Genomic DNA, 12,926 nt, shown 5'->3' with positions numbered 1-12,926 from the left:
CCGGCTCACGCCGCCCCCAGATAGGCGGAGATCACCTCAGGGTTGTGGCGTATCTCCTCGGACGAGCCCTCGGCGAGCTTCTTGCCGTAGTTCAGCACGAGGATGTGGTCCGAGATGTTCATCACCAGCTTCATGTCGTGCTCGACCAGCACGACGGTCACACCGCTCTCGGCGACCCGCTGGATGAGCGCGTCGATCTCCGCGGTCTCGTTGGCGTTGAGCCCCGCCGCGGGCTCGTCGAGGAGCAGCATGCGGGGCTCGGCGGCCAGCGCCCGGGCGATCTCCAGGCGTTTGAGCGCGCCGTAGGGCATGGCATCCGCGTCGGCGTCCAGGTAGCGCTCCAGCCCCACGAAGCGCATGAGCTCGGCGGCCTTCTCGCGGCAGGCGCGGTCACCGCGGGTCACCGCGGGCAGGCGCAGGAGCGCCGGCAGGAAGCGGCGATCGAGCCGCAGGTGGCGGCCCACCATCACGTTCTCCGGCGCGGTCATGTTCATGCACACCTGCAGGTTCTGGAACGTGCGGCTCATCCCCAGCCTTGCCAGTGCGTGGGGCGGCATGCCGCGGGTATCCTCGCCGGCGAAGCTGATCCGGCCCTCCGTGGGCGTGTACACGCCGGTGACCAGGTTGAACAGCGTGGTCTTGCCCGCGCCGTTGGGCCCGATCACCGAGTGGATGTGGCCAGGCTGGATCTCGAAGGAAAGCTCCGAGATCGCGTTGACACCACCGAAGGTCTTGGTCAGTCCCTCAACGGTCATGAGTGCGCTCATCGCTCAGCTCCCCTTGCGCAGCCGCGCGGTCAGCGTGGGCACCAGCCCCCGCGGCATGAAGATCATCACGGCCATGAGAATCGCGCCGAAGATCACCATCTCCAGGTCGTCGAAGCCGGTGAGCAGCTGCGGCAGCGTGGTAAGGATCACCGCCCCGATGAGCGCGCCATAGGTGGAGGCCATGCCGCCGAGCACGACCATGGTCACGAACTCGATGGAGTGGAAGAAGCCCGCCAGGTCCGGCGTGATGAACCCCGAGTAGTGGGCGCTGGCGGTGCCCATGAGCGCCGCGAACACCGCCGAGACCACGAAGATCAGCACCTTGTAGCTGATGGTGTTCACCCCGGCGACCTGGGCGGCGACCTCGGAGCCGTGCACCGCGCGCAGCGCACGCCCCACCGGCGAGTCGATGAGGTTGAGCGCCAGCCACACCGCCACCAGCAGCAATACCGCCATCACCCAGTACCAGCGCGTCTCACCGAACAGCTCCCAGCCGAAGACGCTGATCGTCGGCACGATCATCCCGTCGGGACCGCCGGTGAGCCAGCCCTCGGTGGAGATCACGATGGAGATCAGGATGCCCAGGCCCAGCGTCGCCATCGCGAGGTAGTGGCCGGACAGCCGCAGTATCGGCCGGGCGACCGCGAACGCGAGCACGCCCACCACCACCAGCGCGGCGAGCACCGACAGCAGCGGCGGCCAGCCGTAGACGCCGCTCAGAATCCCGGTGGTATAGGCGCCCAGGCCGAAGAAGCCGGCGTGGCCGAGGCTGATCTGGCCAGCGTAGCCGATCAGCAGGTTCAGGCCCACAGCGACCACCGCATTGATGAGCACGTGGATCGCCACGTCGTAGTGATAGGGGTTGGAGAACGCCAGCGGCAGCACGGCGAGCACGATGGCCAGCACCGGCAGACCGGCGTAGGGATTCCGGAAACGATTCCACATGACTCAGACGCGCTCCGTTCCACGCTTGCCGAACAGGCCGCTGGGCAGGAAGAAAAGCACCAGCAGAATGATCACGAAGGGCACGGCATCCTTGTAGTCGGAGGAGATGTAGCCCGCGGCCATCGCCTCCATGATGCCGAGCAGCAGCCCGCCGATCACCGCCCCCACCGCGCTGCCCAGCCCGCCGAGCACTGCGGCCACGAAGCCCTTGAGCCCGAGCATGATGCCGACATCGTAGGAGGTGAGCGTGATCGGCGCGGAGACGATCCCGGCGACCGCGCCCAGCGCCGCCGACAGGGCGAACGCGAGCATCAGGATGAAGCGGGGATTGATGCCGACCATGCGCGAGGCGTCCTTGTTGTGCGAGACCGCCAGCATGGCCTTGCCCTTGAGGGTACGGTTGAAGAAGAACGCCAGCGCCACCAGCAGCACCGCCGCCACGCCGAGCACCCACAGGCTCTGCGGCAGCAGCGTCGCGCCCAGCACCTTCAGCGGCTCGTCGCCGGTGAATGCGGGCAGCGAGTGATAGGACTTGCCCCAGAAGTACTGCGCGAGACCGCGCAGGAACAGCGACGCACCGATGGTGATGATGATCAGCGGCACGATATCCGCGTCCCGCGCCCGCTCGATGGCGAGCTTGTCGAGCGCCACCCCGGCGATCACCGCCAGCGCGACGGCACCGAGCACGGCCAGCGGCATGGGTACGCCGGCGGCCATCATCATCACGGTGCCCATGCCGCCGATCATCACGAACTCGCCCTGGGCGAAGTTGATGACGTGGCTGGCGTTGTAGATGATCGCGAAGCCGAGTCCCACCAGGGCATACGTGGCCCCGGTGGTCAGCCCCGAGAACAGGTACTGCAGAAACTCCCCGAGCATGGCTCTCCCCTCGTGGCGGGCGCGGGCACGCCCTCTATACGAATCGACGCCGGCGGATTACGGTTGGCCCGGCCGGGCGCGCGGTGACGGGTAATGACAGGCAGGCTGATCTGATGGCGAATCCATGGACACTCCTCCCCGGCTGCTCGTCGGGGCCCCGGCCGCCCCGCAAATCACTTATTCTCGAACGCGCCATGGCGACTCTTGCGGCCGCTTGCGCCGGGCGAAAGGCGGAAACGCACAATATTTTTGAACGAAACCTTTTGTCAACCGCGATGCGGCGGCGTCGTTGATACGATACATTGGGCAACGACGCGGCGCCAGAAAAGTATCAGAACCACCTCCCACGGTGAAGCGGCCGCGGGCTCGATGCGATCACAGAATGATACGAAGGACACTGCATGGCACGCTCCAAGGTCATCGATGAGCTGGTCGCGGAGTTCCAGGAACGCCGCCCGATCCGCGCCGGCTCGCTGATCATCACGGTCTACGGCGACGCCATCGCGCCCCGGGGCGGCACCGTCTGGCTCGGCAGCCTGATCAAGGCGCTGGCACCGCTCGGCCTCAACCCAAGGCTAGTACGCACGTCCGTCTACCGCCTCTCCAAGGAGGGCTGGCTGACCTCCGAGCAGATCGGCCGGCGCAGCTACTACAGCCTCACTCGCACGGGCTGGCGCAGCTTCGAGCGCGCCTACCAGCGCGTCTATGCCGAGCCCCACCTCGCCTGGGACGGCAGCTGGACGCTGGTGATCACCACCCAGATCGACAACGGCCAGCGCGAGGCCCTGCGCAAGGAGCTGGTCACCCTCGGCTTCGGCACCTTCGCACCGGGGGTGCTGGCCCACCCCCTGCCGCCGACGGACGCGCTGACCGCCGTGCTCCAGGACCTGGAGGTGCACAACGACGTCATCATCATGCACGCACGCAATGAGGGGCTGCCCACCTCCCGGCCATTGAACCGCCTGGTGCGCGACTGCTGGAACCTCGAGGCGCTGGCGCGGGAATACGAGGTCTTCCTCGAGCGCTTCCGCCCGGTCTGGCGTGCCGTGCGCTCGGCCCGACACCTGGACGCGCAGCAGTGCTTCCTGGTGCGTACACTGCTCATACACGAGATCCGCCGGCTGCTGCTGCGCGACCCCCAGCTGCCGGACGACGTGCTGCCCGGGGACTGGCACGGCGCCGCCGCGCGGCTGCTGTGCCGCAACCTCTACCGGGCCACCTTCCGCCAGGCGGAGGCGTATCTCAGCGAGACACTGCAGACCGCGGAGGGCCCGCTGCCCGAGCCGGCGCCCTACTTCTACCGCCGCTTCGGCGGGCTGGAGTAAGCCGGCGCGGCGTCCCCCACGACAACGACGACGGGAGAAGGCGATGGAACTGACCGGCAAGATGATCTGGATCACCGGCGCGAGCAGCGGCATCGGCGAGGCCACGGCCCACCGGCTCAGCCGGGCGGGGGCGACGGTGTTCCTCTCGGCGCGCCGTACCGACCGCCTCAACGCCCTGGAGCGCGCGATCCGGGAGGCCGGCGGCACCGCCTACGTGCTGCCCATGGACATCACCGACCGCGAGGACACCCTGCGCGTGGGCCGCGAGATCGAGGACCTCGGCGGCGCCTCGGCGCTCATCAACAACGCCGGCGTGATGCCGCTGTCGCCGCTGATCAGCGGCCGGATCGACGAGTGGGAGCGGATGATCGACGTCAACCTCCGTGGCGCACTCTACGCCATTCACGCCGTGCTGCCCGGGATGGCGGACCGTGGCCACGGACACGTGGTCAACATCTCCTCCGTGGCCGCCCGGGTGACTTTCCCCAGCGCCGCTGTCTACTCGGCCACCAAGGCCGGGCTGAGCGCGGTCTCCGAGGGCCTGCGCCGCGAGGGCATCCGCCACAACATCCGCGTCACCGACATCCAGCCCGGCGCCGTGGACACCGACCTGCCCGAGGGCATCGCCCACGACAAGGTCCGCGAGGCGGTGCGTGACAACCTCTACGCCCCCGGCTCACCGATCCTGCGGCCGGCGGACATCGCCTCGGCGATCCACTACGCCCTGACCCAGCCGGATCACGTCGACGTCAACGAGATCCTGGTGCGCCCGACGATCCAGGACCAGTAACCCCCGCTACTGATACACCGCCACGCCGCGACGGCCCCGGCGCGTCTTGCAACGCCCGGGGCCGTCGTGCGTTGCAGCATCCCCCTTCCCGCCCATATCCCGCCAGACGCGAGGCCTCGCCCGGTTTTTGACATGCCTCATTTAAATGACACAAACAATTGACTAGGGCCGTTTGACTTGTATCATTACCAGGGTGAACCAACGGCGCACGGGGACGTCCCGCCGCGGCTTCCGTTCCGAGGAGGAGTAGCCATGTACAGTCAGTTCGTCGACACCGGCAGCGACCGGGTCCTGTCGTCCGAGGAGCTCGAGGGCCTGGAGCGGGCCTTCCAGGAGCGCATCGACGACGAGATCACCATCGAGCCCCGGGACTGGATGCCCGAGAAATACCGCGAGACCCTGGTCCGCCAGATCTCCCAGCACGCCCATTCCGAGATCGTGGGCATGCTCCCGGAGGGCAACTGGATCACCCGCGCACCCAACCTCCGGCGCAAGCTCATCCTGCTCGCCAAGGTCCAGGACGAGGCCGGCCACGGGCTGTATCTCTACAGCGCCGCCGAGACCCTGGGCGTGTCCCGCGAGGAGCTCATCGACGCCCTCCACGCGGGCAAGGCGAAGTACTCCAGCATCTTCAACTACCCCACCCCGACCTGGGCGGACATCGGCTGCATCGGCTGGCTGGTGGACGGCGCGGCGATCGTCAACCAGATCCCGCTGTGCCGCTGCTCTTACGGCCCCTACGCCCGCGCGATGGTGCGCGTGTGCAAAGAGGAGAGCTTCCACCAGCGCCAGGGCTACGAAATCATGCTCGACCTCTGCCGCGGCACCGACGAGCAGCGGCGCATGGCCCAGGACGCGTTCAACCGCTGGTGGTGGCCGTGCCTGATGATGTTCGGCCCGGCGGACGGCGCCTCCGTCCACTCCCAGCAGTCGATGGCCTGGAAGATCAAGCGCCACACCAATGACGATCTGCGTCAGCGCTTCATCGACCAGACCGTGCCGCAGGCGGAGCACCTGGGGCTGTCCATCCCCGACCCGGACCTGAAGTGGAACGAGGAGCAGGGCCACTACGACTACGGCGAGATCGACTGGAACGAGTTCTGGCAGGTCCTCAAGGGCAACGGCCCGTGCAACCGCGAGCGCCTGGAGGCCCGGCGCAACGCTTACGAGGACGGCGCCTGGGTCCGCGAGGCCGCCCGCGTCCACGCCGACAAGCGCGCGCGCCGCGAGCGCGAGGCCGCCTGACCCCCGCACACGAGGAGGATCGAATCATGAAGGAATGGCCGCTCTGGGAAGTGTTCATCCGCAGCAAGCACGGGCTCGCCCACAAGCATGTCGGCAGCATCCATGCCGCCGACGCCACCATGGCCGTGGAGAACGCCCGCGACGTCTACACCCGGCGCAACGAGGGCGCGAGCATCTGGGTCGTGCGCTCGGAGAACATCGTCTCCTCCGCCCCCGGCGACAAGGAGATCCTGTTCGACCCCAGCGACGACAAGGTCTACCGGCATCCGACCTTCTACGAGGTGCCTGACGAGATCGAGAACATGTAAGGGGCCGGAGATGAGCGACGATCAGCATCTGCAGACCTACGTCCTGCGCCTGGCGGACAACGCCCTGGTCCTTGGCCAGCGGCTGTCCGAGTGGGTCGGTCACGCCCCGGCGCTGGAGGAGGAGATGGCCACGGCCAACGTCTCCCTCGACCTCATCGGCCAGGCCAAGTCCTGGCTGGAGTACGCGGCCGAACTCCGCGGCGGGGGCGACGCCGACCGTCTCGCCTTCCACCGGGACGTGCTCGACTTCCATAACACGCTGCTGGTGGAGCAGCCGAACGGCGACTACGCGATGACCATCGCGCGGCAGTTCCTCTTCGACGCCTTCCACCTGCCGCTGCTCGAGCAGCTCGCCGGCTCCACGGACCCGCGGGTCGCCGAGATCGCCACCAAGTCCGCCAAGGAGGTGGGCTACCACCTGCGGCGCAGCGGCGAGTGGATGATCCGCTTCGGCGACGGCACCGACGAGAGCCGCCGCCGCGTGATCGATGCCGTCGAGCGGCTGTGGCCGTTCACGGGCGAGCTGTTCACCGGCGACACGGTGGACGAGGCCATGCACGCCGCCGGCGTGGGCGCCGACCTCGCCGCCGTGCGCGAGCGCTGGTCCGGCCACGTCGACGAGGTCTTCGCCGAGGCGGGGCTCGAACGGCCGGAGGACGGCTGGATGCAGTCCGGCGGCAAGCAGGGGCATCACAGCGAGCATCTCGGCTACCTGCTCGCGGAGATGCAGCAGCTGCCCAGGGCCTATCCCGATGCGCGCTGGTAACGACACGGACCGCCGCCCGCCGGCGGACACCGTCCGCGGCTGGCTGGAGTCGGTGACCGATCCCGAGATCCCGGTGCTCACGATCGCGGATCTCGGCATCCTCCAGGATATCCGCTGGGACGGCGACGAGCTGGTGGTCGTGATCACGCCGACCTACTCCGGCTGCCCGGCGATGCGGACCATCGAGCAGGGTGTGCGCGATACCGTGCGCGCCCACGGCGTCGACCGCGTACGCGTCGAGGAACGGATCTCGCCGGCCTGGACCACCGACTGGCTCACCGAGGCCGGCCGGCAGAAGCTGCGCGCCTACGGCATCGCCCCGCCGGAGGGCCGCTCCACCAGCAAGCGCGGGCTGTTCGCGCCGCTGCCGGCGGTCGCCTGTCCACGCTGCGGCTCCACCAACACCACGCGGGTGAGCGAGTTCGGCTCGACGGCCTGCAAGGCGCACTACCGCTGCGACGACTGCCTGGAGCCCTTCGACTACTTCAAGTGCATCTAGGCCCCGTCCCCGGGCCGTATCACGAGGAGAGAACACCGGTTATGTCCCGATTCCACGAACTCACCGTCACCGACGTCCGTCAGGAGACCCGCGACACCGTCTCCATCCGTTTCGACGTGCCCGAGACGCTGCGCGAGACCTACCGCTACGCCCCGGGCCAGCACCTGGCGCTGCGCACCTGGATCGATGGCGAGGAGGTCATGCGGACCTACTCGATCTGCACCGGGGTGCAGGACGAGGAGCTGCGCGTGGCGATCAAGACCCAGCCCCACGGGCGCTTCTCGAGCTTCGCCAACAGCGAGCTGCGCCCCGGTGACCGGCTCGAGGTCATGCCGCCGCAGGGCCACTTCAACACGGCCTTCGATCCGGCGAACCGCAAGCACTACCTCGCTATCGCCGCCGGCAGTGGCATCACCCCGATCATGTCGCTGGCGCGCACGGCGCTTCACACCGAGCCGGGCAGCCGCGTGACGCTGATCTACGGCAACCGCTCGACGGCATCCATGATCTTCCGTGAGCAGATCGAGGACCTGAAGAACGCCTACATGGGGCGCTTCAACCTCATCAACATCATGAGCCGCGAGCGCACCGACATCGACCTCTTCCACGGCCGCATCGACGGTGACAAGCTGGAGGCGCTGTTCCGCCAGTGGATCGACATCGACGACGTGGACGAGGCCTTCATCTGCGGTCCCGAGCCCATGATCCATGCCGCCTCCGAATCCCTGAAGGCCCATGACATGGCCGCCGAGCGGGTGCACTTCGAACTGTTCACCACCCCCGGCGAGGTCAAGCAGCGTCAGCAGGAACGGGCCAACGACACCAACGCCGACCACTCCTCCAGCGAGATCGCGGTGCGCGTCGACGGCCAGGAGATCGTCTTCGACCTGGCGCGCAACACCCAGCCGATCCTGGAAGCGGGCCTGGAGGCCGGGGCCGACCTGCCCTTCTCCTGCAAGGGCGGCGTGTGCTCGACCTGCCGGGCCAAGGTCGTCGAGGGTGACGTCGAGATGGACGTGAACTACGCCCTGGAGGACTACGAGATCGAGGCGGGCTACGTGCTGAGCTGCCAGAGCTACCCGGTCAGCGACCGCGTCGTGCTGGACTACGACGAGTAGTCCCATGCCCTCCCCGCCGGGCCCGGCCGACGCCGGTGCCCGGTGACGGGTGTCATCCACCGTCCACGTGGGCCACACTGTGGCGAGGCACGGCCCGGAGGAGAGACGCCCATGACCCTGCCCGCCTTCTGTCATATCGGCAACGGCCCCGAGCCCGTGATCGTGCTCCACGGCTGGTTCTCGGACCACACCGTCTATGCGCCGCTCTACCCCTGGCTCGATACCCGGCGGTTCAGCTTCGCCTTCGTCGACGCCCCCGGCTACGGCGGCTCGCGCCATGTGGAGCTGCCCCCGAGCATCGAGGGCATGGGACGCGCCGCGCTGACGGTGGCGGACCACCTGGGCTGGCGGGAGTTCGGCGTCGCCGGCCACTCCATGGGCGGAAAGGCCGCGCAATGGCTGTGCACCTACGCGGAGGACCGCGTCACCCGCGCGGTGGGCATCACCCCGGTACCGGCGGCGCCGACGCCCTTCGACGACGAGGGCCGCGCCCTGTTCGAGTCCGCCGCCCGCGACGGCGCCGCCCGCGGGGCGATCCTGGAGCTGACCACCGGCGCCCGCCTTGGGCCACTGTGGCTCGAGCGCATGATCCGGGACTCCTTCGAGGCCTGTGACGAGGCGACCTTCGCCGCGTACTTCGCGGACTGGGCGGACGGCGACTTCTCCCGCGCGCTCAACGGCTGCGAGACCCCGTTCCTCGGCCTGGCCGGGCTCCACGACGGCGCGATCACCCCGGAGTCCCTCTCCGCCACCATCGGCGAGTGGTTCGACCACTGCGCTATCGAGCCCATCGAGGGCGCCGGCCACTACCCCATGCTCGAGACCCCGGCATGGCTCGCGACGCGGGTGCAGGCCTTCCTCGCCGGCGAGGGCTGAGGCCGGCGGGACCGCCCCGCCACTACCCGTCGCCACCCGCGCCGCGGTGGCCCAGACGCCGGGAAAGATCGTCGGCGGCGGCGCGCACCGTCCGCGCCGTGTCACCGGCGGGATCCGCGTCGAAGCCGCCCGCATAGCCGAGCGCGGTCACCACGCCCGCGACCTCGTCCTGGTGGTCGAACACCGGCGCGGCCACTGCGGCCACCCCGGGCAGCAGGTCCCCGGCAACGGTGGAGACGCCGTCACTGCGGGTCTGCGCCGCCAGCGCCTCCATGCGTCCGCGCTCCACCTCCGGGTCGTCTGCCGCCGCCAGTTCCGCATCGAGCAGTGGCTCGATCACCCGCCTCGCGCCCCAGGCGAGGAAGGCCCGGCCGGTGGCGGAGCGGCACAGGGGCATCACGGAGCCCAGGCGCACGTTCACCGTCACCGCCTCGGAACTCTCCAACCAGCGCACCACCGTCGGCCCGCGGTTGCCCCATACCGCGAACAGCACCGTCTCGTCGAGATCGTCGCGCAGCCGGTGCAGCGTGGCGTCCGCCAGCCGGACGATATCCAGCCGCCGCAGCGCCGCCATGCCAAGCTCCAGCGCCAGCGGGCCAAGGTCGTAGTGACCGGTCTCCGGATGCTGCTCCACCAGCCCGGCCCGCACCAGGCTCACCAGGTAACGGTGGGCCTTTGCCGGCGCCATGCCCGCCCGGCGCGCAAGGCACCCCAATCCCAGCCCGGTATCCGCCGCCCCGAGCGCGGCCACCAGCGCCAGCCCCGTCTCCACCGAGCGCACGCCCTGCTGGGCACGTTCCTCACCTGTCATTGCCTGTCCCTGTTGCCGTGTTGACGATACCCATCGGGGGTATTATGTTTTTCATAACGTATTTCATATATCAGAACGGAGGAGAGCCATGAGCACCGCCAGTGCCACCCCCCGGACCGCGGGGCCCCAGCAGGACCCCATGCGCTATTCCATCTTCTCGGTCCAGGATCACTACCCCGGCGAGAAGTACCCCGGCCACGAGCGCACCGTGCCCGGACTCTACCGCGAGGTGGTCGACCAGGCCCGCCTGGCAGACCGCCTCGGCTACGACACCTTCTTCGTCGCCGAGCACCATTTCCACGAGTACGGCGCGGTGCCGAACCCGGCGGTCATGCTAAGCCACCTGGCCGCGCACACCCAGCGCATCCGCCTGGGCTCGGCGATCTCCATCCTCACCTTCCACGACCCGCGGGTGGTCGCGGAGAGCTACGCCATGGTCGACGCGCTGTCCGGCGGCCGGCTGGTGCTCGGCGTCGGCTCGGGCTATCTCAAGCACGAATTCGAGGGCTTCGGCGTCGAGGGTGCGGAGAAACGCGACCGCTTCGACGAGAACCTGGGCCTGGTGCGCCGCCTGCTCGCCGGCGAGCGCGTGACCCACGAGGGCACCTACCAGCACCTGGACGGCGTGAAGCTCAACGTCCCGCCTGTGCAGGACCCGCACCCGCCGATCAAGGTCGCCGTGCTGCGCGCCGAGGCCGCCTATCACATCGGCCATGCCGGCCACGACCTCGTGTGCGTGCCCTACGCCTCGGTGGACGGCTGGGACGAGATCGCCCCGCTGGTGCACAGCTACCACCAGGGCCGCGCCGAAGCGGGCCTGCCCGGGCACAGCGACGACGCCGTGGTCGCGCTGCACACCCACGTCGCCGAATCCGCCGAGGAGGTGCGCCGTAACGCCGCCGATCCGTTCGATCTGTATGTCGATTCCCGGCTCTACGCCAAGAAACAGACCTACGACGACATCATGGCGAGCGGCCTGTCTCTGTTCGGCACGCCGGACGAGGTCGCCGACAAGCTCGTCGAGCTCTACGGCAACGGCGTACAGCACGTGATGATGCTGCAGAACTTCGGCCACATGCCGCCGGAGACGGTAAAACGCTCCATGCAGCTCGTCGCCGAGGAGGTCATGCCGCGGGTCAACCGCCGGCTCGGGCACACCGCCACCGCCTGACGGAGGACGCGATGGCTACGGCAACGGCCTTACCCATGCACGACGACACCACCATCGACCCGCAGGCGCTGCGCAACGCCCTCGGCTGCTTCGCCACCGGCGTGACCATCGTCACAACCCGGGGTGAGGACGGCTCACCGGTGGGACTCACAGTGAACTCGTTCAGCTCCGTGTCCCTGGAGCCGCCGCTGGTGCTGTGGAGCCTGGTGCGCCGCTCGCCCAGCCGGGCGGCGTTCGAGCGGGCCACGCACTTCACGGTCAACGTGCTCACCACCGGACAGCGCGACCTCTCGCAGCGCTTTGCCACCGCCCGGCCGGACAAGTTCGAGGGCGTACGCTGGTGGGCCGGGGCCGGTGGCGCACCGGTCATCGAGGGCTGTCTGGCGCATTTCCAGTGCCGGCAGGCGCTGCGCTACGACGGCGGGGATCACGACATCTTCCTGGGCCGCGTCGAGGACTTCGACGCGAGCCCGGCGGGCGAGCCGCTGGTGTTCGTCACCGGCCGCTATCACCAGGCCCGTCCCGCGGACGGACCGGACAAGACGGCCTGAACCGGGCCGCGAACTACCACAAAAAGCCGGAACAACCGGCACACGACAAACCGAAGGAGGAGACACCCATGTTCAGGCGCCTTGCCATAGGATTCGCCCTGGGGCTGTGCAGCCTCACCGTCAGCGCCCCTCTGGCCGCCAAGGAGCCGGTGCGCATCGGTGGGTTCATGCCCGTCACCGGCCCGGCCTCATTCCTGGGCGACCCGGAGAAGAAGACCCTGGAGCTCTACGTCGACCGGCTCAACGAGGCCGGCGGCGTGCTCGGCCGACAGCTAGAGCTGGTGGCCTATGACACCGGCGGCAGCGCCGCCAAGGCCCGCACCTTTGCCAAGCGGCTGATCAGCGCCGACCAGGTGGACGTGGTCATCGGCGGGCTGACCGGCAGCACCATGGCGGTGATGCCGCTGATGAAACGCGGGGAGATGCCCTTCATCAGCCTCTCCGGCTCCGTCGCCCCGATCGAGCCCACCCGCAGCTGGATCTTCAAGACACCGCAGACGGACCGCATGGCGGCGGCGCGGGTATTCGACGACATGAGCCGGCGGGGGATCGAGCGCATCGGCCTGCTCTCGGGCAGCGGCGGGTTCGGCTCCTCCGGGCGCAAGCAGTCGCTCGCCATCGCCGAGGCACACGGCATCGAGGTGGTCGCCGACGAGACCTACGCCCCCAAGGACACCGACATGTCCGCGCAGCTCACCAGCATCGCCAACACCGAGGGGGTGCAGGCGATCTTCGTGTTCGGCTTCGGTCAGGGCCCGGCGATCGTGACGCGCAACTACCACCAGCTCGGCCTGGAGCTGCCGCTCTACCAGTCCCATGGCGTCGCCTCCGACAAGTTCATCGAGCTCGCCGGCGAGAATGCCGCCGAAGGCGTG

At 68.9% G+C, this 12,926-nt stretch carries 15 protein-coding genes; 11 read left to right on the top strand and 4 right to left on the bottom strand.

Features of this window, described 5'->3' with window-relative positions; translation table 11 throughout:
• Positions 1 to 5: 5 nt before the first annotated feature.
• The 3 genes from G7A99_RS00570 to G7A99_RS00560 are packed head-to-tail and all read right to left on the bottom strand — an operon-like array spanning position 6 to position 2,591.
• The gene (locus tag G7A99_RS00570; protein WP_018718248.1) at positions 6 to 767 is read right to left on the bottom strand and encodes an ABC transporter ATP-binding protein; all 762 of its coding nucleotides are present in this window, start codon (positions 765 to 767) and stop codon (positions 6 to 8) included.
• A gap of 3 nt (positions 768 to 770) precedes the next feature.
• Complete coding sequence (locus G7A99_RS00565; RefSeq protein ID WP_018718249.1) at positions 771 to 1,712, bottom strand: branched-chain amino acid ABC transporter permease; 942 nt, start codon at positions 1,710 to 1,712, stop codon at positions 771 to 773.
• A 3-nt stretch (positions 1,713 to 1,715) separates the two neighbouring features.
• Positions 1,716 to 2,591, bottom strand: coding sequence for a branched-chain amino acid ABC transporter permease (locus tag G7A99_RS00560; protein WP_018718250.1), 876 nt, complete (start codon positions 2,589 to 2,591; stop codon positions 1,716 to 1,718).
• A 401-nt stretch (positions 2,592 to 2,992) separates the two neighbouring features.
• Between G7A99_RS00560 and paaX the strand changes: the two genes are divergently transcribed.
• The 8 genes from paaX to G7A99_RS00520 all read left to right on the top strand — a co-directional run bounded on the left by paaX (position 2,993) and on the right by G7A99_RS00520 (position 9,518).
• On the top strand, positions 2,993 to 3,916 hold the full coding sequence (gene paaX, locus G7A99_RS00555; protein ID WP_018718251.1) for a phenylacetic acid degradation operon negative regulatory protein PaaX: 924 nt from the start codon (positions 2,993 to 2,995) through the stop codon (positions 3,914 to 3,916).
• A 43-nt stretch (positions 3,917 to 3,959) separates the two neighbouring features.
• On the top strand, positions 3,960 to 4,706 hold the full coding sequence (locus G7A99_RS00550) for an SDR family oxidoreductase (protein WP_018718252.1): 747 nt from the start codon (positions 3,960 to 3,962) through the stop codon (positions 4,704 to 4,706).
• Between the two features lie 252 nt (positions 4,707 to 4,958).
• Positions 4,959 to 5,951: a 1,2-phenylacetyl-CoA epoxidase subunit PaaA gene (gene paaA, locus G7A99_RS00545; RefSeq protein ID WP_163138619.1), complete on the top strand. Its 993-nt coding sequence runs from the start codon at positions 4,959 to 4,961 to the stop codon at positions 5,949 to 5,951.
• A 26-nt stretch (positions 5,952 to 5,977) separates the two neighbouring features.
• A complete protein-coding gene (gene paaB, locus G7A99_RS00540; protein ID WP_018718254.1) occupies positions 5,978 to 6,259 on the top strand; it encodes a 1,2-phenylacetyl-CoA epoxidase subunit PaaB in 282 nt (93 codons plus the stop codon).
• A 10-nt stretch (positions 6,260 to 6,269) separates the two neighbouring features.
• Positions 6,270 to 7,025, top strand: a complete 756-nt coding sequence (gene paaC, locus G7A99_RS00535; protein WP_163138618.1) for a 1,2-phenylacetyl-CoA epoxidase subunit PaaC — start codon at positions 6,270 to 6,272, stop codon at positions 7,023 to 7,025.
• Entirely contained in the window at positions 7,012 to 7,524 is a 513-nt protein-coding gene (gene paaD, locus G7A99_RS00530) for a 1,2-phenylacetyl-CoA epoxidase subunit PaaD (protein ID WP_163138617.1), read from the top strand. The genes paaC and paaD overlap by 14 nt, the downstream gene beginning before the upstream one ends.
• Before the next feature lie 41 nt (positions 7,525 to 7,565).
• Positions 7,566 to 8,642 (top strand): 1,2-phenylacetyl-CoA epoxidase subunit PaaE, encoded by a 1,077-nt coding sequence (gene paaE / locus G7A99_RS00525; RefSeq protein ID WP_163138616.1) that lies wholly within the window; start codon positions 7,566 to 7,568, stop codon positions 8,640 to 8,642.
• A gap of 111 nt (positions 8,643 to 8,753) precedes the next feature.
• Positions 8,754 to 9,518 (top strand): alpha/beta fold hydrolase, encoded by a 765-nt coding sequence (locus G7A99_RS00520; protein ID WP_163138615.1) that lies wholly within the window; start codon positions 8,754 to 8,756, stop codon positions 9,516 to 9,518.
• A 22-nt stretch (positions 9,519 to 9,540) separates the two neighbouring features.
• On the opposite strand, the gene G7A99_RS00515 is transcribed toward G7A99_RS00520, so the two are convergent.
• A complete protein-coding gene (locus G7A99_RS00515; RefSeq protein ID WP_163138614.1) occupies positions 9,541 to 10,329 on the bottom strand; it encodes an IclR family transcriptional regulator in 789 nt (262 codons plus the stop codon).
• Positions 10,330 to 10,417: 88 nt separating this feature from the next.
• On the opposite strand from G7A99_RS00515, the gene G7A99_RS00510 reads away from it, so the two are divergent.
• The 3 genes from G7A99_RS00510 to G7A99_RS00500 all read left to right on the top strand — a co-directional run.
• Positions 10,418 to 11,500 (top strand): LLM class flavin-dependent oxidoreductase, encoded by a 1,083-nt coding sequence (locus G7A99_RS00510; RefSeq protein ID WP_205599685.1) that lies wholly within the window; start codon positions 10,418 to 10,420, stop codon positions 11,498 to 11,500.
• A gap of 11 nt (positions 11,501 to 11,511) precedes the next feature.
• The gene (locus G7A99_RS00505; protein ID WP_240466042.1) at positions 11,512 to 12,051 is read left to right on the top strand and encodes a flavin reductase family protein; all 540 of its coding nucleotides are present in this window, start codon (positions 11,512 to 11,514) and stop codon (positions 12,049 to 12,051) included.
• 68 nt (positions 12,052 to 12,119) lie between these two features.
• On the top strand, positions 12,120 to 12,926 hold an 807-nt coding region (locus G7A99_RS00500), incomplete at its 3' end, for an ABC transporter substrate-binding protein (RefSeq protein ID WP_163138613.1).

The sequence above is a fragment of the Arhodomonas sp. KWT genome (assembly GCF_010993615.1).
The sequence above is the reverse complement of the archived record's forward strand: the minus strand, read 5'-3'. Positions and strand labels throughout refer to the sequence as shown.